The 25631-nt window shown below is 65.2% G+C and carries 22 protein-coding genes; 13 read left to right on the forward strand and 9 right to left on the reverse strand.

Translation table 11 applies throughout. The annotated features are described in order from the left end of the window. Positions 1–191: 191 nt before the first annotated feature. From glpE to HU772_RS02175, 7 genes are all read right to left on the reverse strand, one after another. A complete protein-coding gene (gene glpE / locus HU772_RS02145; RefSeq protein WP_186653312.1) occupies positions 192–521 on the reverse strand; it encodes a thiosulfate sulfurtransferase GlpE in 330 nt (109 codons plus the stop codon). Positions 522–533: 12 nt separating this feature from the next. Beyond that, on the reverse strand, positions 534–1400 hold the full coding sequence (locus HU772_RS02150; protein WP_186653303.1) for a symmetrical bis(5'-nucleosyl)-tetraphosphatase: 867 nt from the start codon (positions 1398–1400) through the stop codon (positions 534–536). Further along, positions 1400–1780 carry a Co2+/Mg2+ efflux facilitator ApaG/CorD gene (gene apaG / locus HU772_RS02155; RefSeq protein ID WP_186653300.1) on the reverse strand — a complete coding sequence of 127 codons (381 nt, stop codon included), beginning with the start codon at positions 1778–1780 and terminating at the stop codon, positions 1400–1402. The genes HU772_RS02150 and apaG overlap by 1 nt, the downstream gene beginning before the upstream one ends. 189 nt (positions 1781–1969) lie before the next feature. Next, positions 1970–2770, reverse strand: coding sequence for a 16S rRNA (adenine(1518)-N(6)/adenine(1519)-N(6))-dimethyltransferase RsmA (rsmA, locus tag HU772_RS02160; RefSeq protein WP_186653290.1), 801 nt, complete (start codon positions 2768–2770; stop codon positions 1970–1972). Next, the gene (gene pdxA, locus HU772_RS02165) at positions 2767–3756 is read right to left on the reverse strand and encodes a 4-hydroxythreonine-4-phosphate dehydrogenase PdxA (RefSeq protein ID WP_186653288.1); all 990 of its coding nucleotides are present in this window, start codon (positions 3754–3756) and stop codon (positions 2767–2769) included. Before pdxA ends, rsmA begins: the two co-directional genes overlap by 4 nt. Continuing rightward, positions 3753–5072 carry a peptidylprolyl isomerase SurA gene (gene surA, locus HU772_RS02170; RefSeq protein ID WP_186653286.1) on the reverse strand — a complete coding sequence of 440 codons (1320 nt, stop codon included), beginning with the start codon at positions 5070–5072 and terminating at the stop codon, positions 3753–3755. The genes pdxA and surA overlap by 4 nt, the downstream gene beginning before the upstream one ends. Continuing rightward, entirely contained in the window at positions 5053–7860 is a 2808-nt protein-coding gene (locus tag HU772_RS02175) for an LPS-assembly protein LptD (protein ID WP_186653283.1), read from the reverse strand. The genes surA and HU772_RS02175 overlap by 20 nt, the downstream gene beginning before the upstream one ends. Before the next feature lie 131 nt (positions 7861–7991). Here HU772_RS02175 and HU772_RS02180 point away from each other — a divergent pair, with 131 nt between their 5' ends. Genes HU772_RS02180 through HU772_RS02190 form a run of 3 tightly spaced genes read left to right on the forward strand, consistent with a single transcriptional unit; the run spans position 7992 to position 10445 of the window. Then, complete coding sequence (locus tag HU772_RS02180; RefSeq protein ID WP_186653280.1) at positions 7992–9011, forward strand: aminoglycoside phosphotransferase family protein; 1020 nt, start codon at positions 7992–7994, stop codon at positions 9009–9011. Continuing rightward, entirely contained in the window at positions 9008–9679 is a 672-nt protein-coding gene (gene murU, locus HU772_RS02185) for an N-acetylmuramate alpha-1-phosphate uridylyltransferase MurU (protein WP_186653274.1), read from the forward strand. Before HU772_RS02180 ends, murU begins: the two co-directional genes overlap by 4 nt. Before the next feature lies 1 nt (position 9680). Beyond that, complete coding sequence (locus tag HU772_RS02190; protein ID WP_186654149.1) at positions 9681–10445, forward strand: TerB family tellurite resistance protein; 765 nt, start codon at positions 9681–9683, stop codon at positions 10443–10445. 99 nt (positions 10446–10544) lie between these two features. Here the strand turns inward: HU772_RS02190 and HU772_RS02195 are convergent, their stop codons facing one another. Beyond that, complete coding sequence (locus HU772_RS02195) at positions 10545–11549, reverse strand: alpha/beta hydrolase family protein (RefSeq protein WP_186653264.1); 1005 nt, start codon at positions 11547–11549, stop codon at positions 10545–10547. Between the two features lie 95 nt (positions 11550–11644). On the opposite strand from HU772_RS02195, the gene HU772_RS02200 reads away from it, so the two are divergent. From HU772_RS02200 to trpE, 9 genes are all read left to right on the forward strand, one after another. Continuing rightward, entirely contained in the window at positions 11645–14032 is a 2388-nt protein-coding gene (locus tag HU772_RS02200; protein ID WP_186653261.1) for a PAS domain-containing sensor histidine kinase, read from the forward strand. An 11-nt stretch (positions 14033–14043) separates the two neighbouring features. Next, positions 14044–14673 carry a response regulator gene (locus tag HU772_RS02205; RefSeq protein WP_186653259.1) on the forward strand — a complete coding sequence of 210 codons (630 nt, stop codon included), beginning with the start codon at positions 14044–14046 and terminating at the stop codon, positions 14671–14673. A 303-nt stretch (positions 14674–14976) separates the two neighbouring features. Beyond that, positions 14977–16089: an ABC transporter ATP-binding protein gene (locus HU772_RS02210; RefSeq protein WP_186653256.1), complete on the forward strand. Its 1113-nt coding sequence runs from the start codon at positions 14977–14979 to the stop codon at positions 16087–16089. A gap of 40 nt (positions 16090–16129) precedes the next feature. Beyond that, positions 16130–17164 carry an ABC transporter substrate-binding protein gene (locus HU772_RS02215; protein WP_186653253.1) on the forward strand — a complete coding sequence of 345 codons (1035 nt, stop codon included), beginning with the start codon at positions 16130–16132 and terminating at the stop codon, positions 17162–17164. Between the two features lie 185 nt (positions 17165–17349). After that, positions 17350–18597, forward strand: a complete 1248-nt coding sequence (locus HU772_RS02220) for an ABC transporter permease (protein WP_186653250.1) — start codon at positions 17350–17352, stop codon at positions 18595–18597. 11 nt (positions 18598–18608) lie between these two features. Then, complete coding sequence (locus tag HU772_RS02225; RefSeq protein ID WP_186653248.1) at positions 18609–19436, forward strand: ABC transporter permease; 828 nt, start codon at positions 18609–18611, stop codon at positions 19434–19436. Positions 19437–19614: 178 nt separating this feature from the next. Then, positions 19615–20289 (forward strand): ribulose-phosphate 3-epimerase, encoded by a 675-nt coding sequence (gene rpe / locus HU772_RS02230; RefSeq protein ID WP_186653245.1) that lies wholly within the window; start codon positions 19615–19617, stop codon positions 20287–20289. Further along, positions 20286–21104, forward strand: a complete 819-nt coding sequence (locus HU772_RS02235) for a phosphoglycolate phosphatase (RefSeq protein WP_186653242.1) — start codon at positions 20286–20288, stop codon at positions 21102–21104. Before rpe ends, HU772_RS02235 begins: the two co-directional genes overlap by 4 nt. A 70-nt stretch (positions 21105–21174) precedes the next feature. Then, a complete protein-coding gene (gene trpE, locus HU772_RS02240) occupies positions 21175–22656 on the forward strand; it encodes an anthranilate synthase component I (protein WP_186653241.1) in 1482 nt (493 codons plus the stop codon). 96 nt (positions 22657–22752) lie between these two features. Here the strand turns inward: trpE and estP are convergent, their stop codons facing one another. After that, entirely contained in the window at positions 22753–24654 is a 1902-nt protein-coding gene (estP, locus tag HU772_RS02245) for an esterase EstP (RefSeq protein WP_186653237.1), read from the reverse strand. Positions 24655–25028: 374 nt separating this feature from the next. On the opposite strand from estP, the gene HU772_RS02250 reads away from it, so the two are divergent. Then, entirely contained in the window at positions 25029–25622 is a 594-nt protein-coding gene (locus tag HU772_RS02250; RefSeq protein WP_186653224.1) for an aminodeoxychorismate/anthranilate synthase component II, read from the forward strand. Positions 25623–25631: the final 9 nt, after the last annotated feature.

Genomic DNA, 25631 nt, shown 5'->3' on the forward strand with positions numbered 1-25631 from the left:
GAACACCCTTGAACGCTACCGATGACCCGCACGCCGGTGTACCGGCTCTCCCCTTTTTTGGATGGCCTGGGCTTAAGGATAGTTGGTTCTGGGCAAGGTCAAGGGCGGGGAGCGGAGAACAGGCCTACGACCGTTCGTCAGGTCGGGCGCAAGCCCGCACGGAGCGCGGGCTGCAGGAAAAATGAAAAAAATTATTCAGCGCTGCCCTGGGCGGTTTCCGCCGGGTAGGTGTTGCGCCACAGTTCGAAGCCACCATCGATGCTGTAGACGTTGGAGAAGCCCTGGCCGACCAGGTAGGCCGCGGCGCTCTGGCTGGAATTGCCGTGGTAGCAAACCACCAGTGTAGGCGCGTCGAGGTCGGCGTTGCGGATGAAATCGGCCACCGAGTGGTTATCCAGATGAGTGGCACCGGTGATGTGTCCGGCGGCATAGGCTTGCGGGTCGCGGATGTCGACCACGACCGCGCCTTCGGCGCGCAGGGCCAAGGCCTGCTCGGGGGAGATGCGCTTGAATTCGCTCATGGGGCGGTTCCTTCAGGGCTGATCGTTGGGTGCGGCCGGGGGCGCCGGCAGGCGAGGGGTGCCCTCGCGGGTGCAGTCGCAGCGGTGGTACTCGCCACTGTCGACGTTGTAGAGGGTCATGGCTCCGCCCCAGACGCAACCGGTGTCCAGGGCGATCACGCCCGGCGCGTCGACGCGGCCTTCGAGGGCGGCCCAGTGGCCGAAAATGATCTTCACGTGCCGTGAGCGGCGATCCGGGTGGTCGAACCAGGGCTTGTAGCCCTTGGGCGCGGTGTCCAGCCCTTCCTTGCTCTTGAGGTCGAGCTTGCCGGCGGCGGTGCAGAAGCGCATGCGGGTGAAGTAGTTGGTGATCACCCGCAGGCGGTCGACGCCGGCCAGGTCCTTGCTCCACTTGTTCGGCTCGTTGCCGTACATGCCGTCCAGGTACAGCTTGAGGCGACCGTCGTCGCGCAGCACCTGCTCGACTTCGGCGGCCAGCTCCAGCGCCCTGCCCAGGGTCCATTGCGGTGGAATGCCGGCATGGACCATGGCGATCCCGCGTTGCTCGTCGTAGTGCAGCAGCTTCTGCTGGCGTAGCCAGTCGAACAACGGGTCGGCGTCCGGGGCTTCGATGATCTCGCGCAGGGTGTCGCTTTTCTTCAGGCGTTCGACGTTATGCCAGGCCGCCAGCAGGTGCAGGTCGTGGTTGCCCAGCACGCAGACCAGCGACTCGCGCATCGCGTAGAGGTAGCGCAGGGTTTCGAGGGACTCGGGGCCGCGGTTGACCAGGTCGCCCACCAGCCACAAGCGATCGACCGCAGGGTTGAAGCGCACTCGCTCGAGCAGGCACTTGAGCGGTTGCAGGCAACCTTGCAGGTCACCGACGGCATAAGTGGCCATCAGTGCAGGGCCCCAGGCACGGCCAGGCGGAACGGCGCGATCTGCGCATCGAAACGTTGGCCGTCTTCGGCGAACATCTGGTAACTGCCCTGCATGGTGCCGACACGGGTGCTGATCACCGCGCCGCTGCTGTAGGTGTGGCTCTGGCCGGGATCGATCGACGGCTGCTGGCCGATGACCCCGGCGCCGCGCACTTCCTCGACTTCGCCGTCACCGTTGGTGATCAGCCAGTGACGGGACATCAGCTTGGCCTTGAGCGTGCCGTTGTTCTGCACGGTAATGGTGTAGGCGAAGGCGAAACGGCTGCTTTCGGGGTCGGATTGTTCTTTGAGGTAGCGGGTCACGACGCTGACGTCGATCTGATAGCGGGGGTCGGACATGCAAGGGCCTTGGGCGAACTGACGCAATAACGCAGTCTAGGCCATTGAGAGGGGGGAGGGCCAGCGGGGTGGGGCTTGAGATCTTGGTTATCAGTACCGACCTCTTCGCGGGTAAACCCGCCCCCACAGGAATCGCACGCGGTCACTGTGGGAGCGGGCTTGCCCGCGAAGAGGCCGATGCAGGAGGAATCAGGCTTGCTGATCAGCCAACTGGTCAGCCAGGCGCACGAAGGCGGCCAGGTCCAACTGCTCGGGGCGCAGGCTGCCGTCGACGCCGGCGGCTTCGATGGCGGCGCTGTCGAGCAGGCCTTTGAGGGTATTGCGCAGGGTCTTGCGGCGCTGGTTGAAGGCTTCGCGCACCACGTGCTCCAGGAGCTTGGGATTCTTCGCTGGATGCGGCAGCACTTCGTGCGGCACCAGGCGCACGATCGCCGAGTCGACTTTCGGCGGCGGGTTGAACGCGCCTGGGCCGACATTGAACAGGTGTTCCACGCGGCAGTGGTACTGGACCATGATCGACAGGCGGCCCCAGTCGCCGCCGCCTGGGCCGGCCGCCATGCGCTCGACCACTTCCTTTTGCAGCATGAAGTGCATGTCGCGGATCAGCCCGGCGTGATCGAGCAGGTGGAAGATCAGCGGGGTGGAGATGTTGTAGGGCAGGTTGCCCACGACTTTCAGGCTGCGCGGCGGAACGCCCAGCTGGTTGAAGTCGAACTTCAGGGCATCGCCCTGGTGCAGGCGGAAGTTGTCACGCCCGGCGAACTTGTGCTGCAGGATCGGCACCAGGTCCTTGTCCAGCTCGACCACGTCCAGTTGCGCGCCGCTGCCCAGCAAGCCCTCGGTGAGGGCGCCCTGGCCAGGGCCGATTTCCAGCAGGTGTTCGCCGGCCTTGGCGTTGATCGCCCGCAGGATGCGGTCGATGATTCCGGCGTCGTGCAGGAAGTTCTGGCCGAAGCGCTTGCGCGCCCGGTGTTGGTAGTGCTCGGTCATGGTCGGTTCTCGGCCATCTGGTAGGCGGTTTCCAGGGCGACGCGCAGGCTGCCGGTATCGACCTTGCCGCTGCCGGCCAGGTCCAGGGCGGTGCCATGGTCGACCGAGGTGCGGATGATCGGCAGGCCCAGCGTCACGTTGACCGCGGCGCCGAAGCCCTTGTACTTGAGCACGGGCAGGCCTTGGTCGTGGTACATCGCCAGCACCGCGTCGCAGTGCTCCAGATATTTGGGGGTAAACAGGGTATCGGCTGGCAACGGACCGCGCAGGTCCATGCCTTCGGCGCGCAGGCGCGCCAGAGTGGGCTCGATGATGTCGATTTCTTCGCGGCCCAGGTGGCCGCCTTCTCCGGCATGCGGGTTGAGGCCGCAGACCAGGATGCGTGGGGCGCTGATGCCGAACTTGTCGCGCATGTCCGCATGCAGGATGCGGGTCACGCGCTCCAGGCGTTCGCCAGTGATGGCATCGGCAATGTCGCGCAGGGGCAGGTGGGTAGTCACCAGGGCCACGCGCAGGCCTCGGGTCGCCAGCATCATGACCACTTGCGTGGTGTGTGTCAGCTCGGCGAGGAATTCGGTGTGGCCGGAGAAGGCGATACCGCTTTCGTTGATCACGCCCTTGTGCACCGGGGCGGTGATCATGCCGGCGAAATCACCGGCAAGGCAGCCTTGGCCTGCGCGGGTGAGCGTTTCCAGGACGAATGCGGCGTTGGCCTTGTCCAACTGCCCGGCTGCCACCGGCGCGGCCAGGGGCGTGTCCCAGACATACAGGCTGCCGGCGGCGGCGGGCTGGTCGGGGAAGTGGCCTGGGCTGACCGGCAGCAGGGTAACGGCCAGCCCCAGCTGCGCGGCCCGCTCGGCGAGCAGGTCACGGCTGGTGATGGCGATCAGGGGGTGGGGCTGGGTCTCGGCGGCGAGCAGCAGGCACAGGTCGGGGCCTATGCCGGCCGGCTCGCCGGGCGTGACGGCGAAACGCAGGGGTTTCACTGGGCGGCCTGGTCGGCGCCAGGCAGCTTGATCTCGACGTAGGCTTCGTCACGGATCTGGCGCAGCCAGGTCTGCAGCTCTTCGTCGTACTTGCGGTTGCGCAGCACGTTCATTGCCTGCTGTTCGCGGGCCTTGTCGGTGCTGTCGGTGGCGCGGCGGCCCAGCACTTCCAGCACGTGCCAGCCGTACTGGGTACGGAACGGACGGGTCACTTCGCCTTGCTGGGCGTTGGCCATCTGCTCGCGGAACTCAGGCACCAGGCTGTTCGGGTCGACCCAGTTGAGGTCGCCGCCGTTGAGCGCCGAACCTGGATCTTCCGAGAAGCTCTTCGCCAGTTCGCCGAAGTCTTCGCCGCTCTTGATGCGGTCGTAGAGGCGCTCGGCCAGTTGCTCGGTGGCGGCGTCGCTGCGGATTTCGCTTGGTTTGATCAGGATATGGCGTACATGCACCTCGTCGCGCAGCACGCTCTCGCTGCCACCGCGCTTCTCCTCGAGCTTGAGGATGATGAAGCCGTTGGGGATGCGGATTGGCTGGGTGATATCGCCCACGGCCATGCTGCCGAGCATCTTGGCGAAATCAGGTGGCAGTTGACCGGCATTACGCCAGCCCATCTCGCCGCCTTCCAGGGCGTTCTCGCTGCGCGAGCGGGCGATGGCCATCTGGCCGAAGTCCGCGCCTTGCTTGAGCTGCTGGTAGACATCGCCGACCTGGCGCGCGGCGGCCTGGATAGCCTCCGAGTTGGCGCCTTCCGGGGTGGGGATGAGGATGTTGGCCAGACGGTACTCTTCCGACATCTGCATCTTGCCCATGTCCGAGTTGAGGTAGTTCTTCACTTCCTGCTCGGATACCTGGATGCGCTCGGCCACGCGGCGCTGGCGCACGCGGCTGATGATCATCTCGCGCTTGATCTGCTCGCGGGCGTCGTCGTACGACAGGCCATCGTGGGCCAGCGCCGCGCGGAACTGCTCCGGCGACATGCCATTGCGCTGGGCGATGGTGCCGACTGCCTGGTTGAGATCCTCGTCGGTGATGCGGATGCCCGAGCGTTCGCCGATCTGCAGTTGCAGGTTCTCGACGATCAGGCGCTCCAGCACCTGCTGCTCCAGCGCGCCGGCCGGCGGCACGCCACCGCCACGCTTGGCGATGGTCTGCTGCACTTCGCGCACGCGCTGGTCGAGCTGGCTCTGCATGACCACGTCGTTGTCGACGATGGCCACCACGCGGTCAAGGGGTTGCGGGGCGGCATGCGCCGCGCCGCTCAGCAATACGGCGCCCAGCATCAGCGGGCGCAGACGATCAATAAGCTTGGTCTTCACGTGTACGGTAACCTTGAATGCCTTTGTCCAGGAACGACTCGACCTTGTTGCCCATTACACCACCCAGGCCTTTCAGGACGATCTGCAGGAAGACGCCGTGGTCGCCCTTCTCGTTCTGTGGGGTGGCCTGGCTGAAGTCGTCGTAGTCCATCCAGTAGCGGTTGATCAGGCGCAGCTTCCAGCAGCAGTTGTCATACTCGAAACCGCCCATTGCCTCGAGGGTGCGGTTGCGGTTGTAGTCGTGCTGCCAGCGGGCGATGACGCTCCATTGCGGCACGATCGGCCAGATGACCGAGAAATCGTGCTGCTGGATCTTGTAGTAGTCCTTGATGTAGTTCGGGCTACCAGGGGTGCCATAGTCGCCACCGCCGACTTTCCAGGTACCGGTCTGGGTGTCGTAGGTGATCAGGTCGTTGCGGTAGCGATAACCGAGGTTGACGATCTTGTTCGGATTGTCTTCAGGCTGGTAGTGGAACATTGCGCTGCCCGAACGGGTGCTGCGGCTGTCCGGATCCCAGTTGAAGTCCGAGTTGAAGCGCCAGTCGCGGTTGAAGGCGTATTCGTATTCCAGGGCGTACGGCGAGACATCCGCCTGGGTGTCCTTGCGGGTGCGGTAGTCGATACCCGGCAGCTGGACCTTGCGGTCCTTGAAGTAGTACGCCTGGCCAATGCTGAAGCGTTGGCGCTGGAAGCCGTTGTCCTCGATCCAGCGGTTGGTCACGCCGAGCGACAGCTTGTTCTCGTCGCCGATCCGGTCGATGCCGCTGAAGCGGTTGTCGCGGAACAGCGAGGAATAGTTGAAGGTGCTTTCCGAGGTGTCGAACAGCGGAATGTCCTTCTGGTCCTTGTACGGGACATAGAGGTAGAACAGGCGCGGCTCGAGGGTCTGGCGGTAGTTGGTACCGAACAGCTGGGTATTGCGGTCGAAGTACAGGCCGCTGTCGACGCTGAAGATTGGGATGTCGCGGCTTTGCGAACTGCTGTAGCTACCGTAACCAGGACGCTGCGACTGGAGGGCGGCCTGGGCCTTGCCCTGGCTGTCGAGGTCGAGGTCATAGTTGGTGTAGACATACTTCAGCTTCGGCATGATGTAGCCGTAGCTGGCTAGCATAGGCAAACTGATTGCCGGCGCCGCGTTCAGGCGGGTGCCGTTGGCGCGGGCGATACCGGAAACGTTCTCGTCCAGGCGACGACCGGGCAGGCCTGCGGTGATATCCGGGAGGCCGTCCTTGTCCCTGACGAAGTCGTTCTTCAGGTCACGATCGAAGCGCACGGCCTCGGTTTCGTAAGACAGGTCGAAGCCGCCGGGGTGGAACGGCAGCATGCCGGCCAGCGTAATCTGCGGCAACCGGTCATACGGCGTGATCTGCGAAATGGTCGCCATCTCGTAGGCGTGCAGATTCAACCGCGCGGTGTAGCTGTCGCCGCGGTAGGTGAGCGCGCCCTGCTGGTTGATGACGTCACGGCTTTCGACACCGATCTGGTCCGACTCCAGGTCCTGGAAGTAGAACGGGTCGCTGATGTCGGTGTAGTCCACCTCGGTCATCAGGCGCTCGTCCAGGCCGCCCTTGTGCTGCCAGTTGACCATCCAGCGTTCTTTCTTGTAGTCCGTCTGCAGCTTGCGGTCGTCGTCCTGGTCGCTCAGGTAGGAACCGCCGAACTGGCCTTCGCTGGACTTGGTCAGGTAGCGGAACTCGCCTTCCATGAGCATGCCGCGCTTGGCCATGTAGCGCGGGTACAAGGTGGCGTCGTAGTTCGGCGCCAGGTTGAAGTAGTACGGCGTGACCAGCATGAAGCCGGTATCGCTGCTGGTGCCGAACGAAGGCGGCAGGAAGCCGGACTGGCGACGGTCGTCGATCGGGAAGTAGATGTACGGGGTGTACAGGACCGGGAAGTCCTTGACCCGCAGGGTGACGTTGGTCGCGGTACCGAAGCCGGTGGCCGGGTTCAGGGTGATGTTGTTGCCCTTGAGCTGCCACGCGTTGCTGCCCGGCTCACAGGTGGTATAGGTACCGTCCTTGAGGCGGATGATGGCGTTCTCGGCACGCTTGGCGTACAGCGCGTTACCGCGGATGTGCGACTTGTGCATCACGTATTCGGCGTTGTCGACCCGGGCTTCGCCGGTGTCGAGCTGGATCTGCGCCTCGTCGCCAACCACCAGGCTGCCGTTGTCGCGGATCCTGACGTTGCCCTTGAGCTCGCCACGGTTCTCGGCCTGGTACAGGTTGGCCTCGTCGGCCTCGGCCTGCATGCTGCCCTGGCGCATGACCACGTCACCGGCGAGGGTAGCGATCTGCTGCTCCTGCTGGTACTTGGAGACCTTGGCGTTGATGTAGGTCGGCGACTCGTCCTTGGGCGTGGAGTCGTTCATGCCCGGGCGGGTCGGCTCGATATAGGCGCCACCGCAGTACGGGCCGGTCTCGGCCAGCTGTGCGGCGGTGAGCTTGTCGCGCGGGACCCAGTCCAGGTGGCTGTAATCCTCGCTGCGCGACTTCAGGCCGCGGCCTTTGGCCTCGGTGACCAGCATCGGCTTGTCGGCTTCAGCCGCGACCGCCTCGCCCGAGGCGTCGGTGCCCGAGCTGGCAGCGGCGGCGCCCGGGTGTACCGGGCGCGGAGGCAGGTTGGCTGCGGTCTTGGGCTTGCAGTCCCAACCACCGGAGGCGGACACTTGGCAGTCGAACTGCTCGGCCGCAACCACGTACGATGTGGCCAGAGGTTGCATGGCCAGCAGGCCGCCAGTTACCAGCAATGGAAACTTTCTACGAAACGCGGGGGAATTCAATGCCATCTTATTAGTCCGGGCTTCCTGCGTGCCATCTGCCCGCGTGTGGGGGCCGCACGCCTCTCGATGGTCTGAAAAAGATGCTGGATAATAAAGCATGACCCGCTTGACGGCTAGGGCCGTCGGAGACCCTTGTAATGCCCGATCACGATGTACGCCTGCAACAACTGACCGCCTGGCTCGCCGGGCAACTGCACAACCTGTTCCGCAGCAACGCCTGGGGTGAAGTGCCCGCAGGCAGCCTGACCGCCGCCAGCAGCGACGCCAGCTTCCGCCGTTACTTCCGCTGGGAAGGCGCCGGCCACAGCTTCGTGATCATGGATGCTCCCCCGCCCCAGGAGAACTGCCGCCCGTTCGTCGATATCGACCACTTGCTGGCCACGGCGGGGGTAAACGTGCCGGTTATCCATGCCCAGGAGCTGGAGCGTGGCTTCCTGTTGCTGGGCGATCTGGGGCGCCAGACATACCTGGACATCATTGACCAGGACAACGCCGACGGCCTGTTCGCTGATGCGATCGACGCCTTGCTGGCGTTCCAGCGCCTGCCGATGGACGCCGTACTGCCCAGCTATGACAACGCGCTGTTGCGTCGCGAAGTCGAGCTGTTCCCCGAATGGTACGTTGGCCGCGAACTGGGCCTGGCCTTCAGCGAGGCCCAGCAGGCGAGCTGGCAGCGGGTCAGCCAACTGCTGATCGACAGCGCCCTGGCCCAGCCCAAGGTGCTGGTGCACCGCGACTACATGCCGCGCAACCTGATGCAAAGCACACCCAACCCGGGCGTGCTGGATTTCCAGGATGCCGTCTATGGCCCGGTCACCTACGATATCACCTGCCTGTTCAAGGACGCCTTCCTCAGCTGGCCTCAACCGCGCGTCGAAGGCTGGCTGCGCGATTACTGGGACAAGGCCCGTGCCGCCGGCATCCCGGTGCAGCCGGCGTTCGAGGATTTCCACCGCGCCAGCGACCTGATGGGCGTACAGCGCCACCTCAAGGTCATCGGTATCTTCGCCCGTATCTGCCATCGCGACGGCAAGCCGCGTTACCTTGCCGATGTGCCGCGTTTCTTTGCCTATATAGATGAAGTGATCGCGCGTCGTCCCGAACTGATTGAGCTGGGGCAGCTGATTGCCGAGCTCAAGGGCGAGGCGCGCTCATGAAGGCGATGATCCTGGCGGCGGGCAAGGGCGAGCGCATGCGCCCATTGACCCTGACGACACCCAAGCCGCTGGTGCCAGCGGCCGGCAAGCCGTTGATCGAATACCACCTCGAAGCGCTGGCGCGTGCCGGCATCACCGAGGTGGTGATCAACCATGCCTGGCTTGGCCAGCAGATCGAGGACCACTTGGGTGATGGCAGCCGTTTCGGCCTGAGCATTCGCTACTCGCCGGAAGGCGAGCCGCTGGAAACCGGTGGCGGCATCTTCAAGGCATTGCCATTGCTGGGCGATGCGCCGTTCCTGCTGGTCAATGGTGACGTCTGGAGCGACTACGACTTCGCCGGCCTGAACGCCCCGCTGCAGGGTTTGGCGCATCTGGTGCTGGTGGACAACCCAGGGCATCACGGCCGGGGCGACTTTCGCCTGGCCGACGGCCAGGTCAGCGATGGCGACGAGGCCCCGGGAACGCTGACCTTCAGCGGCATCTCGGTGCTGCACCCGGCCCTGTTCGAGGGTTGCCAGCCTGGCGCCTTCAAGCTGGCACCCTTGTTGCGCCGGGCCATGGCCGAGGGGAAAGTGAGCGGCGAGCACTACCAGGGCCACTGGATCGATGTCGGTACCCTGGAACGCCTGGCCGATGTCGAGCGCCTGCTCGGCGAGCGCGTCTGACATGTGGTGGCCGAGCACAGTGATCGGTGCCGGCGCCGGTTTCGCCGTGGCCAGCATTCCTGGGGCATTGCTCGGGGCGTTGCTGGGCCAGGCCATGGATCGGCGCCTGCGCCTGCAGGGATGGGACGATGTGCGCGAGCGCTTGGGTGGGCGCGCGGCGCTGCGTGATGACGAGCTGTTGTTCGTGTTGCTCGGGCGGCTGGCCAAGAGCGATGGCCGGGTGGCCGAGGGGCATATCCAGCAGGCGCGCCAGGAAATGACCCGCCTGGCCCTCAGCGAGCCGGCGCGGTTGCGGGCGATTGCCGCGTTCAACCGTGGCAAGGCCGGCAAGGATCGACTGGGGCAGCACCTGCGCCGGATCAAGCAACAGCCGCATGCCGCCGAGGGCACCTTGCGCGCCTGCTGGCGCATGGTCTGGGCCGATGGCAAGGCTGGGCGCCAGGAGCGCGACCTGTTGCTGGGCTGGGGCCAGCAGTTGGGGCTGAGCCGCCAGCAGGTGCAGGCGCTGGCGTTGGAATACGAGCCACGCCGGTCGGCGCTCGACGGTGGCGTGATGACCTACGCGGCGGCGCTGCGCTTGTTGGGAGTCGAGCCGGATACCGAGGCGGACCAGGTCAAGCAGGCCTATCGGCGCCTGCTCAGCCGGCATCACCCGGACAAACTGGTGGGCAGCGGCGCCAGCGAGGCGAGGGTGCGTGAGGCGACCGAACTCACCCGTGAGCTGCACCAGGCCTTTGCCCTGATCCGCAAAAGGCGCGGGCTTTGAGCTGATCGCGGCGCCGAATCGCAGGAGGTCGCCCTGGGGGCTGTCATCCCTGTGGGAGCGGGCTTGCCCGCGAAGCTGGCGCCTATGGTTTGTGCTGTGTCACTCGTCCTTGGGCGTCAGCCAACCGCGTACCCGGCGCAGCAACTGCTCCTGCTCCGCCGCCTTGTTGCCCGGCATGGCAATCAACGCCAGCTGCCGGTACTGGCTGTCCTTCTGCCGCTTGCTGGCCTGCAGGCGTTGCTCGGCGGCCAGGCGGTCCGGGGTGCGGGTGGCGTAGTAGAAGTCGGCGGTCGGCACTTTCAAGGTCGGCGTCAGGCTGAGCAGGTCGTGCTCCACCCGTGCCGGGGTCTGGGCGGCGACCATCACCAGTTTCTGTACCTGGGGCGGTTGTTTCTCGCTGAGGTAGCGCGCGGCCCAATAGGCGCCGCTGCCGTTGCCGAGCATGACGATGCTGCGCGCCTTCTGCTGCTGGGCATAGGCCACGGCGGCGTCGAGGCGGGCGAAGATACGCTCGGCATCTTCCTCGCGGGTGTGCTCGTCGGCCTCGACCGCGTCGGTGCTGTCGGCGGCATCCGCCTCGGGCGCGGTGGCCTGGGCGACGTTGGCGTTGGCATCGGCCGGGGTGTCCTTGGCCGGGGCGGACTCACCCTGGTCCTTTGCCGCGGCGGGCGCGGGTTTGTCCGCCGCCCGAGCCTGCGGTCGTTCGGCCAGCAGATCGGGCATGCTCAGGCTCAGGGTGCTCCAGCCGACATCGGGAAAGCCGCGACGCAGCGGGCCCACGGTGGTGGGCCAGTCGGCATTCTCACCGGCGCCCGGGACGATGATCACCGCGCCCTTGGGGTCACTGTCGTTGGCGGGCTTCCACAGCGCCAGGAAGTTTTCGCCATTGGCCTGCAGCGTCTGTTGCTCGGCCTTGGGCACCTGGCGTTCGAGGGCCAGGGCATCGTCCTGGCTGCGCTCGAGCAGCGGCGCGCGCGGCGTGGGGGCGGGGGTGGCCGCTTCGGTGGCGGTTGGCGCGGGCTCGGCATCGGCGGCCTGAGCGCCGAGCGGCAGGGCTGCGGCCAGGCAGCACATTGCCAGCGTCGTGCGATAAAGTGTGAACATCGATCAATCCAAGGCCAGAATCATACCGGCAGCCTAATGGTATTTGCCCGCGACGGCCACGCCAGGCGGCCATCATTGCCAAGACGAGCGTAGAGATGAAGCGAGTGCGTTGCCTGTGGGTTATCGGCTGGTTGTGTCTGCCCTTGATCGCCTTGGCGCGGCCTGAGCCGTCGCCCGCGCTGGTGCTGGAGCCGGCGCAGCAGCAATGGCTGGATGAACACCGCGAAATGCGGGTCGGCCTGGTGCTGCAGGCACCTTATGCACAGTTCGATCGCCGCTTGCAGCAGTTCTACGGGGCCAACGTGGAGCTGGTCGGCGCCATTGCCCAGGCGTTGCAGCTCGATCTGACCTGGCGCGGCTTCCCTGACCAGGCCGCCCTGGAGCATGCCTTGCAGGCCGGAGAGATCGATTTCGCCCCCGGGCTGACACAGACCCCGGCCAGCCTGCGCCTATGGCTGTTCAGCGATCCGTACATGCGGATTCCGCAGTTGGTGGTGGGTGCGCGCAGCGGTGCCGTGGCGGTAGAGCTGGAGAAACTCGCGGCCAGCGAACGGGTGGCGGTGCGCATGCCCGGGCCCCTGGCGGATTACTTGCGCGGCAACTATGCCAACCTCAACTTGCAAGGCGTGCCCAACGAGCGTGAGGCATTGCAGCTGGTGCTGGGTGGCCAGGCCAGCTTCGCCGTGCTGGACGAGGCGCAGCTCAGCCGGTTGTCCCGCGAAAGCGAGTTTGCCGATCTGGCGGTGGTGGGCGACATCGGTTTGCCGCAGCTGTTGCGGGTCGGCTCGCGGCGCGACTGGCCGATGCTGGCCGAGGTGCTCGAACGTGCCCTGCAAGCCATGCCGGCCAAGACCCTTGAGCAGTTGCACCAGCGCTGGCTGCAGCCCAAATACCCGCGCTTTTCGGAGTCGGCGGGTTTCTGGCAGAACCTGGCCTTGCTGTTTGGCCTGCTGCTGCTGTGTGCCCTGGCCACCCTGGTGTGGCAACGCCGGCAACAGCGCGCCCTGGAGCGGGCCTTGCTGGCCGCGCGGGAAAGCCTGGTGGCACGCCAGGTGCGTGAGGAAGCCCTGCGCCTGAGCCAGTTCTCCCTCGACCAGAGCACGCTGGGCATCCTCTGGGTCAACTGGGACAGCCATGTGCGCTACGCCAACCATGCCGTCGAGGGCATGCTCGGTTTTGCCGAGGGGGCGTTGCTGGAGCGACCGCTGGCGGATATCGAACCCAACCTGAGCATGGACCGCTGGCTGGAGCTGTGGCGGCGGGCGCGGGCCGGGGAGGGCGGCGACCAGCAGTTCGAGACCCAGTGCCGGCGCGCCGATGGCAGCGCGTTGCCGGTGGAGCTGTCGTTGTCGTTCCTGCGTTTTCGTGATGCCGAGTACCTGGTGGTGTTCGTCGCCGACATCACCGAGCGGCGTCGCGCGTTGGCGGCGTTGCGCGAGAGCGAGGCGCGGCTCAAGGGCATCGCCGGCAATGTGCCGGGCCTGGTGTTTCGCCTGGAGCGCGACCCGGCCGAAGGCGATCCGGAGTTCCCCTATATCAGTGAGGGCAGCACGGCGTTGGTCGGCTACACCCCCGCCGAGATCCAGCACCCGGACATGGGCCTGCGCAACCTGGTCCACCCCGAGGATCGCGCCGACTACCACCGGGTCCAGGACCTGGCCCTGGCCGGCGACCGCGACTGGTCCTGGCAGGGCCGCATCCTGACCCGCGATGGTATCGGGCGTTGGGCCGACATCAAGGCCACCACCCGCCGCCTGGCCGATGGGCGCATGGTCTGGGACGGCGTGGTCTGGGACATCACCCAGGGCAAGCAGGCCGAGTTGGCCCTGGCCGCGTCGCAGGAGCAACTGCGCGAGTTGTCGGCGCACCTGGAGAGCGTGCGCGAGGAAGAAAAAGCCCGTATCGCCCGGGAAGTGCATGACGAGCTCGGGCAGATGCTGACGGTGCTCAAGCTGGAGGTGTCGATGTGCGAGCTGGCCTACGCCGAGCTGGATCCAGGGCTCAATGAGCGCCTGGCCAGCATGAAGCGCCTGATCGCCCAGCTGTTCCAACTGGTGCGCGATGTCGCCACCGCCCTGCGCCCGCCGATTCTCGACGCCGGCATCGCTTCGGCGATCGAATGGCAGGGCCGGCGTTTCGAGGCGCGCACGCAGATCCCTTGCTTGGTGCAGGTGCCGGACAACCTGCCATCCTTGAGCGATGCCAAGGCCACTGGCCTGTTCCGCATCCTCCAGGAGGCGCTGACCAACGTCATGCGCCATGCCAAGGCGCATACCGTGCAGATCATCCTGGAGCACGAACAGCAGATGTTGCGCATGACGGTCATCGACGACGGCGCCGGTTTCGCCGTCGATGCGGCGCGGCCCACTTCGTTCGGGCTGGTCGGGGTGCGCGAGCGGGTACTGATGCTCGGGGGCAGCATGAGCCTCGACAGCGAGCCGGGCGAAGGCACCAGCCTGAGCGTGGCGATTCCTTTGCAATAGGAGGCAAGACCGTGATTCGAGTGCTGGTGGCCGAAGACCACACCATCGTCCGTGAAGGCATCAAGCAATTGATCGGCCTGGCCAGGGACATGCAGGTGGTGGGCGAGGCGGGCAATGGCGAGCAGGTGCTGGAGACCTTGCGTCATACCCCTTGCGAAGTGGTGCTGCTGGATATCTCCATGCCTGGGGTGAGCGGCCTGGAGGCGATCCCGCGGATCCGTGCACTGAACAACCCACCAGCGATCCTCATGCTGTCGATGCACGACGAGGCGCAGATGGCCGCCCGCGCGCTGAAGGCCGGCGCCGCGGGGTACGCGACCAAGGACAGCGACCCGGCGCTGTTGCTCACCGCCATCCGTCGGGTGGCCGGCGGCGGGCGCTACATCGACCCGGCGCTGGCCGACCGCATGGTGTTCGAGGTCGGCCTGACCGAGACCCGGCCATTGCACACCTTGCTGTCCGAGCGGGAGTTCTCGGTGTTCGAGCGCCTGGCCCAGGGCGCCAACGTCAACGACATCGCCCAGCAGCTGGCGCTGTCGAGCAAGACCATCAGCACCCACAAGGCGCGCTTGATGCAGAAGCTCAAGGTCAACTCGTTGGCCGAGCTGGTGAAGTACGCCATGGAGCACAAGCTGGTGTGAGTGTTCTGGTTGCGACAGATAGAGCTGCGGCCTGGCACATATCCCTGTGGGAGCGGGTTTACCCGCGAATGGGTCTGGCCTGGTGATCTCGGCGGCTGCACCGGCCTCTTCGCGGGTAAACCCGCTCCCACAGCCTCGGCATGGACCCTGATTGGCATTCCAATCCCGCCATCCTTGTAGGGCGATCCCTACGGCAACTCTTCCATCCGGATGATGGCATTCTCTCGCCACCCCCGATTTGCCGGGGCTCGCGCCTCTTCTACGCTTGGCCTACGCAGTCATTCCAACAAGAAGGTGCAGGGCATGAGCGAGGCGAAGTCGAACGAGACGCTGGTCAGCTTCCGAGGTGTGCAGAAGAGCTACGACGGCGAATCGCTGATCGTCAAGGACCTCAACCTGGACATCCGCAAGGGCGAGTTCCTTACCCTGCTCGGCCCATCCGGCTCAGGCAAGACCACCAGCCTGATGATGCTCGCCGGCTTCGAAACGCCCACCGCCGGCGAGATCCAGTTAGCCGGCCGCTCGATCAACAACGTGCCGCCGCACAAACGTGACATCGGCATGGTGTTCCAGAACTACGCGCTGTTCCCGCACATGACCGTGGCCGAGAACCTGGCCTTCCCGCTGAGCGTGCGCAACCTGAGCAAGACCGACATCAGCGAGCGGGTCAAGCGGGTGCTCAACATGGTCCAGCTCGACGCGTTCGCCAAGCGCTACCCCGGCCAGTTGTCCGGCGGCCAGCAGCAGCGCGTGGCCCTGGCCCGGGCGCTGGTATTCGAGCCGCAACTGGTGCTGATGGACGAGCCGCTGGGGGCGCTGGACAAGCAACTGCGCGAACACATGCAGATGGAGATCAAGCACATCCACCAGCGCCTGGGCGTGACCGTGGTGTATGTGACCCACGACCAGGGCGAGGCGCTGACCATGTCCGACCGGGTGGCGGTGTTCCACCAGGGCGAAATCCAGCAGATCGCCGACCCACGCACCCTCTACGAAGAGCCCTGCAACACCTTCGTCGCCAACTTCATCGGCGAGAACAACCGCATCAACGGCACCTTGCTGGCCAGCGATGGCCAGCGTTGCCAGGTGCAACTGGCCCGCGGCGAGCGGGTCGAGGCGCTGGCGGTAAACGTCGGCCAGGCCGGCGAGCCGGTGACCCTGTCGATCCGCCCCGAACGTGTGCGCCTCAACGGCCACAGCGAGCGCTGCGTCAATCGGTTCTCGGGCCGGGTGGCCGAGTTCATCTACCTGGGCGACCACGTGCGGGTGCGCCTGGAGGTCTGCGGCAAGTCCGACTTCTTCGTCAAGCAGCCGATTGCCGAGCTCGACCCGGCCCTGGCCGTGGGCGATGTGGTACCGCTGGGCTGGGAGGTGGAGCACGCCCGCGCGCTCGATCCGATTGCCGAAGCCCATTGATGGTTTGCTTCACCAACCCTGAACCGTGGAGAGAATAATAATGCGCAAGCAGTTGAAACTGACCGCCCTGGCCCTTGGCCTGTTCGCCGCCGGGCAGACCCTGGCCGCGGACCTGACGGTGGTGTCGTTCGGTGGCGCCAACAAGGCGGCCCAGGTCAAGGCGTTCTACGAGCCGTGGGAAAAGGCCGGCAAGGGCAAGATCGTCGCCGGGGAGTACAACGGTGAGATGGCCAAGGTCAAGGCCATGGTCGACACCAACAGCGTGTCGTGGAACCTGGTGGAGGTGGAGTCGCCGGAGTTGGCCCGGGGTTGTGACGAAGGCATGTTCGAAGAGCTCGACCCGGCCCTGTTCGGCAACGAGAGCGACTACGTGAAAGGGGCTATCCAGCCTTGCGGCGTGGGCTTCTTTGTCTGGTCGACCGTGCTGGCCTATAACGCCGACAAGCTGAAAACCGCGCCCTCCAGCTGGGCCGATTTCTGGGACACCAAGAAATTCCCGGGCAAGCGCGGCCTGCGCAAGGGCGCCAAGTACACCCTCGAGTTCGCCCTGATGGCCGACGGTGTCGCGCCCAAGGACGTCTATTCGGTGCTGGGCACCAAGGAAGGCCAGGACCGCGCCTTCAAGAAACTCGACGAGCTCAAGCCGAGCATCCAGTGGTGGGAAGCTGGCGCCCAGCCGCCGCAGTACCTGGCCTCGGGGGATGTGGTCATGAGCTCGGCCTACAACGGCCGGATCGCCGCGGTGCAGAAAGAAAGCAACCTCAAGGTGGTATGGAACGGCGGCATCTACGACTTCGACGCCTGGGCCATCCCTAAAGGTGCCAAGGATGTGGAAGAGGCGAAGAAATTCATCGCCTACACCGTGCAGCCTGAACAGCAGAAGACCTACTCCGAGAACATCGCCTACGGCCCGGCCAATTCCAAGGCCGTGCCGCTGCTGGCCGAGGCGGTGAAGAAGGACATGCCGACCACGCCTGAGAACATCGCCAACCAGGTGCAGATCGATGTGGCGTTCTGGGCCGACAACAGCGAGCAGCTGGAGCAACGCTTCAACGCCTGGGCGGCGAAGAAGTAACCCTGTAGGAGCGGCCTTGTGTCGCGAAGGGGCGCGTAGCGGCCCCCGGCATCTTGCGCACACGGTTGAGATCTCGGGGCCGCTTCGCGGCCCTTTCGCGGCACGAGGCCGCTCCTACAGAGTCCGCGCCAAACCAGTAGGTAAGGTGCGGCCTGATAGTCCCCCCTGTTTTCCTGGAGTTCGCCATGGCCATTGCAGTGCCCCTCAAAGAAGGCGCAGGTCCAAGCCTCAAGCAGCGCCTCAAGCATGCCGAGCGGGTCAACCGCTGGAAGGCCCAGGCGTTGATCGCGCCGCTGGCGCTGTTCCTCCTGCTGGTGTTCCTGGTGCCGATCGCGGCGCTGCTGTACAAGAGCGTCGGCAACCCCGAAGTGGTCGCCGGCCTGCCACGCACCGTCCAGGCCGTGGCGCAGTGGGACGGCAAGAGCCTGCCCGGCGAAGCGGTGTACCAGGCGCTGAGCCAGGACCTGGCCGAATCGCGCAAGAACCAGACCCTGGGCGATCTGTCCAAGCGCCTGAACATGGAGCTGGCCGGCTACCGCAGCCTGCTGGCCAAGACTGCGCGGGCGTTGCCGTTCAAGGCCGAGCCTGCGTCGTACAAGGATGCCCTGCAAGCACTGGACGAGCGCTGGGGCGACCCGGCCTACTGGCAGGCGATCCGCCGTAACACCAGCACGGTCACCTCCTTCTACCTGCTGGCCTCGGTCGACCATCGCATCGATGACCTCGGCGAGCTGGCCAAGGCCACCCCGGACCAGGCCATCTATTTGGATATCTTCGCCCGAACCCTGTGGATGGGCGTGGTCATCACCGCGATCTGCCTGGTGCTGGCCTACCCGCTGGCTTACCTGCTGGCCAACCTGCCGACTCGGCAGAGCAACCTGTTGATGATCCTGGTGCTACTGCCGTTCTGGACCTCGATCCTGGTGCGGGTGGCGGCGTGGATCGTGCTGCTGCAATCCGGTGGCCTGATCAACAGCGCGTTGCTGGCCATCGGCGTCATCGACCAGCCGCTGGAGCTGGTGTTCAACCGTACCGGCGTGTACATCTCGATGGTGCACATCCTGCTGCCGTTCATGATCCTGCCGCTGTACAGCGTGATGAAGGGCATCTCGCCCAGCTACATGCGCGCGGCGATTTCCCTCGGCTGCCATCCGTTCGCCAGCTTCTGGCGGGTGTATTTCCCGCAGACCTACGCCGGTGTAGGCGCCGGCTGTCTGTTGGTGTTCATCCTGGCCATCGGCTACTACATCACCCCGGCGCTGCTGGGCAGCCCCAACGACCAGATGGTCAGCTACTTCGTCGCCTTCTACACCAACACCAGCATCAACTGGGGCATGGCCACCGCGCTGGGCGGGTTGTTGCTGCTGGCGACCGTGCTGCTGTACCTGATCTATAGCTGGCTGGTCGGCGCCAGCCGCCTGCGCCTGAGCTGAGGAGCCTTGTCATGCTGAGCCCTTATATGTCGCCCGTTGAGCGGGTGTGGTTCTACAGCTTGCGGATCCTCTGCGGCTTGATCTTGCTGTTCCTGGTGCTGCCGGTGCTGGTGATCATCCCGCTGTCGTTCAACAGCGGTAGTTTCCTGGTGTATCCGCTGCAGGGCTTTTCGCTGCACTGGTACCAGGATTTCTTCAACTCGGCCGAATGGATGCGCGCCCTGAAGAACAGCATCATCGTCGCCCCGGCGGCCACGCTGCTGGCCATGGTGTTCGGCACACTGGCGGCGATCGGCCTCACCCGTGGCGACTTCCCCGGCAAGTCGCTGGTGATGGCGCTGGTTATTTCGCCGATGGTGGTGCCGGTGGTGATCATCGGCGTGGCCAGCTACCTGTTCTTCGCCCCGCTGGGCATGGGCAATAGCTTCACCTCGTTGATCCTGGTGCATGCGGTGCTGGGCGTGCCGTTCGTCATCATCACCGTGTCGGCGACCTTGCAGGGGTTCAACTACAATCTGGTGCGAGCGGCGGCCAGCCTGGGCGCTTCGCCGCTGTTGACCTTCCGTCGGGTGACCTTGCCGCTGATTGCGCCCGGCGTGATCTCTGGGGCGTTGTTCGCCTTCGCCACGTCGTTCGACGAGGTGGTGGTGACCCTGTTCCTCGCCGGGCCTGAGCAAGCCACTCTGCCACGGCAGATGTTCAGCGGGATTCGCGAGAACCTCAGCCCGACCATCGCGGCGGCGGCGACCTTGCTGATTGCCTTCTCGGTGATCCTGCTGCTGACCCTGGAGTGGCTGCGTGGGCGTAGCGAGAAGCTGAGGACCCAGCAGCCGGCTTGATCTTCTAAGGTTTGTGCCGGCCTCTTCGCGGGTAAACCCGCTCCCACAGAGTTTGTGCAGTTTCTGTGGGAGCGGGTTTACCCGCAAGGAGGCCGGCAGCGGATTGATACCAATCAGCCCCGATCCGTTTCCCTGAGTTACAATGCGCGCCACCGTGATTCTGCCCAACAGGTGCGCCATGCAGCCCTACGCTATTGCCCCCTCCATTCTGTCCGCCGATTTCGCCCGCCTGGGCGAGGACGTCGACAAGGTCCTGGCCGCCGGGGCCGACATCGTCCATTTCGATGTCATGGACAACCACTACGTACCCAACCTGACCATCGGCCCGATGGTCTGCAGCGCCCTGCGCAAGTACGGCGTGACCGCGCCGATCGACGTGCACCTGATGGTCAGCCCGGTCGACCGCATCATCGGCGACTTCATCGAGGCTGGCGCCACCTACATCACCTTCCACCCGGAAGCCACGCAGCATATCGACCGTTCGCTGCAGCTGATCAAGGACGGTGGCTGCAAGGCCGGCCTGGTGTTCAACCCGGCCACCAGCCTGGATGCGCTGAAGTACGTGATGGACAAGATCGACATGGTCCTGCTGATGAGCGTCAACCCAGGCTTCGGCGGGCAGAAGTTCATCCCCGGCACCCTCGACAAGCTGCGTGAAGCCCGCGCCCTGATCGACGCCAGCGGTCGCGATATCCGCCTGGAAATCGACGGCGGCGTCAACGTCGGCAATATCCGCGAGATCGCCGCTGCCGGTGCCGACACCTTCGTCGCCGGCTCGGCGATCTTCAACACCCCGGACTACAAGCAGGTCATCGACAAGATGCGTGCCGAACTGGCGCTGGCCCGCGCATGAGCGGCTTCGAGCAGCTGTTCCCGGGGACGCTGCCCAGGCTGGTGATGTTCGATCTGGATGGCACCCTGATCGACTCGGTACCCGACCTGGCTGCTGCCGTCGACCGCATGCTGCTCGAACTCGGGCGTCCGCCCGCAGGGCTCGAGGCGGTACGCCACTGGGTCGGCAACGGCGCCGAGGTGCTGGTGCGCCGCGCGCTGGCCGGCGGCCTCGAGCACCAGGCTGTCGAGGCCGAACTGGCCGAACGCGCGCTGACGCTGTTCATGGAGGCCTATGCCGAAAGCCATGAGCTGACCGTGGTCTATCCCGGCGTGCGCGACACCCTGCGCTGGCTGCGCAAGCAGGGGGTGGAGATGGCGCTGATCACCAACAAGCCTGAACGCTTCGTCGCCCCCTTGCTCGACCAGATGAAGATCGGTCGCTACTTCCGCTGGATCATCGGTGGCGACACCTTGCCACAGAAAAAGCCCGACCCGGCCGCCCTGCTGTTCGTCATGAAGATGGCTGGTGTCGAGCCGCGGCAGGCGCTGTTCATCGGCGATTCGCGCAGCGATGTGCTGGCCGCCAAGGCCGCCGGAGTGCAGTGCGTGGGCCTGAGCTATGGCTACAACCATGGCCGCCCCATCGACGAGGAATCGCCCAGCCTGGTGCTCGGCGACCTGCGCCTGCTGCTGCCCGGTTGCGTCGTCACCGACACTGGGATAACGTTGGCAGACCTTCAAGCCCCGCACAGCAGAGACAACAACGTGGCGGTTACCGGCAAACTCTGGATGAAAGTCATCAAGGCCCTGGCCCGTTGGCGCTGGCGCGCCTGACTCCTGCCCACCGGCGCCCGCCGGTACATCCGTTTGCCCGACTCCATTGCTGCTTGCTCCGAGGCTACCCATGATCCGCGAAGAATTCCTGCGCCTGGCCACTGCCGGCTACAACCGCATTCCCCTGGCCTGCGAAACCCTGGCCGACTTCGACACGCCGCTGTCGATCTACCTGAAGCTGGCCGACCAACCCAACTCCTACCTGCTCGAGTCTGTGCAGGGTGGCGAGAAGTGGGGCCGCTATTCGATGATCGGCCTGCCGTCGCGCACCGTGCTGCGCGTGCACGGCTACCACGTCAGCATCTTGCAGGATGGCGTCGAGGTGGAAAGTCACGACGTCGAGGATCCGCTGGCCTTCGTCGAGGCGTTCAAGGATCGCTACAAGGTCGCCGACATTCCTGGCTTGCCACGTTTCAACGGTGGCCTGGTGGGCTATTTCGGCTACGACTGCGTGCGCTATGTGGAAAAACGCCTGGGTGCCAGCCCCAACCCGGATCCACTGGGGGTGCCGGATATCCTGCTGATGGTCTCCGATGCCGTGGTGGTGTTCGACAACCTGGCGGGCAAGATGCACGCCATCGTGCTGGTCGACCCGGCCGAGGCGCAGGCCTTCGAGCAAGGGCAGGCCCGCCTTCAGGGGCTGCTGGACACCCTGCGCCAGCCGATCACCCCACGCCCTGGCCTGGACCTGAGCGGGCCGATGGCCGCCGAGCCGGAGTTCCGCTCCAGCTACACACAAGTCGACTACGAGAATGCCGTGGGCCGGATCAAGGAGTACATCCTCGCCGGCGACTGCATGCAGGTCGTGCCGTCGCAGCGCATGTCCATCGATTTCAAGGCCGCGCCCATCGACCTGTACCGCGCCCTGCGCTGTTTCAACCCGACGCCGTACATGTACTTCTTCAACTTTGGCGACTTCCATGTGGTCGGCAGTTCGCCGGAGGTACTGGTACGGGTCGAGGACAACCTGGTCACTGTGCGCCCGATCGCCGGCACCCGCCCGCGTGGCGCTACCGAAGAGGCCGATCGCGCGCTGGAAGACGACCTGTTGTCGGACGACAAGGAAATCGCCGAGCACCTGATGCTCATCGACCTGGGCCGCAACGACGTGGGCCGGGTGTCGTCCACTGGCAGCGTGCGGCTGACCGAGAAGATGGTGATCGAGCGTTACTCCAACGTCATGCACATCGTGTCCAACGTCACCGGCCAGTTGCGTGAAGGCCTGACGGCGATGGACGCGCTGCGGGCGATCCTGCCGGCCGGGACCTTGTCCGGGGCGCCGAAGATTCGCGCAATGGAGATCATCGACGAACTGGAGCCGGTCAAGCGTGGCGTCTACGGCGGCGCAGTGGGCTATTTCGCCTGGAACGGCAACATGGATACCGCCATCGCCATCCGCACTGCGGTGATCAAGGACGGTGAGCTGCATGTACAGGCCGGCGGCGGTATCGTCGCCGACTCGGTGCCGGCGCTGGAGTGGGAAGAAACCATCAACAAGCGCCGGGCGATGTTCCGTGCGGTGGCGCTGGCCGAGCAGACCACCACCCAGTAATTCACTGGTTTCTGGGGCTGCTTCGCAGCCCATTCGCGGCACGAGGCCGCTCCTACAGAGCAGCATGCGATCTTCTGTAGGAGCGGCCCCAGTGGTCTAGAAGTCGACGCTGACCCCCAGGCTCAGCCCCTGCTGGGTCAACTCATCACTCTTGCGCCAGTTGTAATTCCCCCGCAGGGTCAACCCCGCCACCAGTTCATGACTCACCCCCAGGCTGGCGCGGGTCAGGTTGCTGTGCGGTGTGTAGCCGGTCAGGGTGAAATCGTTTGCTGGCAGGCTGGCCAGATGCAGGGTCAGGTCCTGCTGGTCATCCTCGAACTCATGCTCCCGGGCCACCTCGGCAAACAACCGGGTGCCGGGCAACACCTGCACGCTGCCTTGCAGGCCCACGCCCAGGCGCCGCGACTTGCGCTCCTGGTCGTCGAAGCCGAGCGCCGTCGAGCGGTTGCTCTTCTCGTCGTAGCCATCGACCTTGACCCGCGCATAATCGCCGCTGATGAACGGTGCCAATTGCCAGGTGCTGCTTTCGGCGGCCAGGTTGTAGCCCAGGCGGGTACTGATGGCCCAGGCCTCGCCATCGGTATCGCCTTTCTCGCTACGTTCATTCACGCCCAGGGCGAAGGTGCGCTTGAGGTCGCGGTAGTCCAGGTGCCCGGCGGTCAGCGCCGCATCGGCCCACCAGCGGTCCTGGCGGAATTGGGCGAAGGCACTGGCCAGGTAACTGTCGAGCTTGTAGTCCGAGTCGTGCTGGCCGGCCTCGAGCTTCTGCCGGTAGACCCCGGCGGCCAGGCCCAGGCGCCAGGCGTCATCCACTCGGTAGCTGCCGCCGAGGGTCAGGTTATAGCCGTGCCCGTCACCGCTGGCGGCACTGCGTTGGCTGCCGAAGTCCAGGTCCTGGCCGCCGCTGGCGACGAACGCCTGCCATTGGCCAACGGCCTGCCAGGGTGTCTGCCATTGATTGCGCAGTTCGTCCTGGTGGGCGCGGATACTGGCGTGGGCGATTTCGGGTAGCAGCGTCAGTTCCCACGGCGCAGCCAGGATCGAATAGCCGTAGTCGGCAATCAGTTGCTGGCCGGCGATGGTCGGGTGCACCGAGTCGTTGAACAGCAGTCGGGTCGGATCAGGGCTGGTGCCGTTCGCGCCATAGACCGGGTTGCCCACGCAGCCATCGCCGCTGTAGCAGGTGCCGACCAGGTTCTGGTCGCTGGCCAGGCCGAACTGGCTGGGGCTGCTCAGGGCTTCGCGCAGTAACAGGGGCACGTTAAGGGGAATGATCTCGGCGTCGATCTTGCCCAGTTGGCTGACCAGCGACTGATTGAACACGCTGGACAGTTGCGACAAGGGCCCTTGCTGGGGCGTGCCGCTGAAATTCGGCGTCTGGCCCAGGTCCGGTAACAGCCAGACCATGATGTAGCGCGCGCCGCCCTGCTGCAGCGCCTGAGCGCTGGCCGCCAGACGTGCGCCGGCCGCTGCGGCATCGGCGGGGCTGTTGACCAGGCCCTGGAGGAAGTCGTTACCGCCGCCGGTCAGGTAGTAGAGCGCGTTGGGGTCGGCGCGCAAGCCGTTGGCCAGGTAGCCGTCGCGCTCGCGCAGGACCGTACCGGCACCGGGGCGCCCCGGAGGGATGGCGGCTTTAGAAGTGTCGGTGATCGAGTCGAGAATCTGCTGCGTGGTATAGCCACCCACCGCCCAGTTGTTGCCGTCGGGGATACCCTGCAGCTGGTTGGTCAGCGAGGTGGATGGGCCCAGGGCCGTTCCGGAGAAACCCAGCTTGGCGCCAAGGATCATCGGTGAAACCGGCGCATAGTTGCCATTGGCGTCGCGGTTGGTGAAACGCATGCCTGGCGTGCCGCCGGTCAGGTCGGGAAATTGCCCGGCGTCGCTGAGGCTGTCACCGAAGACGATCAGCGACGAATAGGGCGAGGGGCTGGCCATGGCCTGGCTGCAGGCAAGGGCGAGAATACCGAGGGCGGAACGCAGGAAGGGTGCCGTGCGCATGCATGAATGTCCTTTTCGTTGTTTTTATCGAATCAAGCCGCATGACCATAGCAAATCGCCGCGCGTGGCCTGCGGTTGCATTCGTTTCCCCGTGTTTACCGGCATATTGCGCCCGCCGCGCCGGTAGGCTACTGTGCCGGAACGTATGAACGAGACCTACCCCGTGTTGATCGTCAGCAAACTCTTGATGCGCGTTATCAAGGCCCACGCCCGTTGGCGTTGGCGCGCCTGACTTTATCTCCTGCCGGCCAGCCCGGCCCGCTCCCGTTTGCCTTCCTGATCGCTTGATCCACCGCTCACTGCGGGACTGCCTGCACCCATGCCGGCAGGGAAGGCTCGAATCAAAAAGTCAGTATCCAAGAGGTTCGTTCCAGATGTTACTGATGATCGACAACTACGACTCCTTCACCTACAACGTGGTGCAGTACCTTGGCGAGCTGGGTGCCGAGGTCAAGGTCATTCGCAACGACGAAATGACCATTGCCCAGATCGAAGCCCTGAACCCCGAGCGCATCGTCGTCTCCCCAGGCCCCTGCACCCCGAGCGAAGCCGGTGTGTCCATCGAGGCCATCCTGCACTTTGCCGGCAAGCTGCCGATCCTGGGCGTGTGCCTGGGTCACCAGTCCATCGGCCAGGCCTACGGTGGTGAGGTGGTGCGCGCGCGCCAGGTGATGCACGGCAAGACCAGCCCGGTGTACCACCGCGACCTGGGCGTGTTCGCCGGCTTGAACAACCCGCTTACCGTGACGCGCTACCACTCGCTGGTGGTCAAGCGCGACACCCTGCCCGACTGTCTGGAAGTCACCGCCTGGACCGCCCATGAAGATGGCTCGGTCGACGAAATCATGGGCCTGCGTCATAAAACCCTGAACGTCGAGGGGGTACAGTTCCACCCCGAGTCCATCCTCACCGAGCAGGGTCACGAGCTGTTCGCCAACTTCCTCAAGCAGACCGGCGGACGCCGTTAAGGAGCGATC

The sequence above is a fragment of the Pseudomonas xantholysinigenes genome (assembly GCF_014268885.2).
In the GTDB taxonomy this organism is placed as follows: domain Bacteria; phylum Pseudomonadota; class Gammaproteobacteria; order Pseudomonadales; family Pseudomonadaceae; genus Aquipseudomonas; species Aquipseudomonas xantholysinigenes.

Bases quoted from the DNA above. Each gene is read 5' to 3' on its own strand.
- HU772_RS02215 (WP_186653253.1), top strand. From the start codon at position 16,130: ATGCGCAAGCAGTTGAAACTGACCGCCCTGGCCCTTGGCCTGTTCGCC.
- apaG (WP_186653300.1), bottom strand. From the start codon at position 1,780: ATGTCCGACCCCCGCTATCAGATCGACGTCAGCGTCGTGACCCGCTAC.
- HU772_RS02210 (WP_186653256.1), top strand. From the start codon at position 14,977: ATGAGCGAGGCGAAGTCGAACGAGACGCTGGTCAGCTTCCGAGGTGTG.
- HU772_RS02250 (WP_186653224.1), top strand. From the start codon at position 25,029: ATGTTACTGATGATCGACAACTACGACTCCTTCACCTACAACGTGGTG.
- HU772_RS02180 (WP_186653280.1), top strand. From the start codon at position 7,992: ATGCCCGATCACGATGTACGCCTGCAACAACTGACCGCCTGGCTCGCC.
- HU772_RS02195 (WP_186653264.1), bottom strand. From the start codon at position 11,549: ATGTTCACACTTTATCGCACGACGCTGGCAATGTGCTGCCTGGCCGCA.
- HU772_RS02190 (WP_186654149.1), top strand. From the start codon at position 9,681: ATGTGGTGGCCGAGCACAGTGATCGGTGCCGGCGCCGGTTTCGCCGTG.
- HU772_RS02200 (WP_186653261.1), top strand. From the start codon at position 11,645: ATGAAGCGAGTGCGTTGCCTGTGGGTTATCGGCTGGTTGTGTCTGCCC.
- rpe (WP_186653245.1), top strand. From the start codon at position 19,615: ATGCAGCCCTACGCTATTGCCCCCTCCATTCTGTCCGCCGATTTCGCC.
- trpE (WP_186653241.1), top strand. From the start codon at position 21,175: ATGATCCGCGAAGAATTCCTGCGCCTGGCCACTGCCGGCTACAACCGC.
- HU772_RS02150 (WP_186653303.1), bottom strand. From the start codon at position 1,400: ATGGCCACTTATGCCGTCGGTGACCTGCAAGGTTGCCTGCAACCGCTC.
- rsmA (WP_186653290.1), bottom strand. From the start codon at position 2,770: ATGACCGAGCACTACCAACACCGGGCGCGCAAGCGCTTCGGCCAGAAC.
- glpE (WP_186653312.1), bottom strand. From the start codon at position 521: ATGAGCGAATTCAAGCGCATCTCCCCCGAGCAGGCCTTGGCCCTGCGC.
- estP (WP_186653237.1), bottom strand. From the start codon at position 24,654: ATGCGCACGGCACCCTTCCTGCGTTCCGCCCTCGGTATTCTCGCCCTT.
- murU (WP_186653274.1), top strand. From the start codon at position 9,008: ATGAAGGCGATGATCCTGGCGGCGGGCAAGGGCGAGCGCATGCGCCCA.
- HU772_RS02220 (WP_186653250.1), top strand. From the start codon at position 17,350: ATGGCCATTGCAGTGCCCCTCAAAGAAGGCGCAGGTCCAAGCCTCAAG.
- HU772_RS02235 (WP_186653242.1), top strand. From the start codon at position 20,286: ATGAGCGGCTTCGAGCAGCTGTTCCCGGGGACGCTGCCCAGGCTGGTG.
- HU772_RS02175 (WP_186653283.1), bottom strand. From the start codon at position 7,860: ATGGCATTGAATTCCCCCGCGTTTCGTAGAAAGTTTCCATTGCTGGTA.
- HU772_RS02225 (WP_186653248.1), top strand. From the start codon at position 18,609: ATGCTGAGCCCTTATATGTCGCCCGTTGAGCGGGTGTGGTTCTACAGC.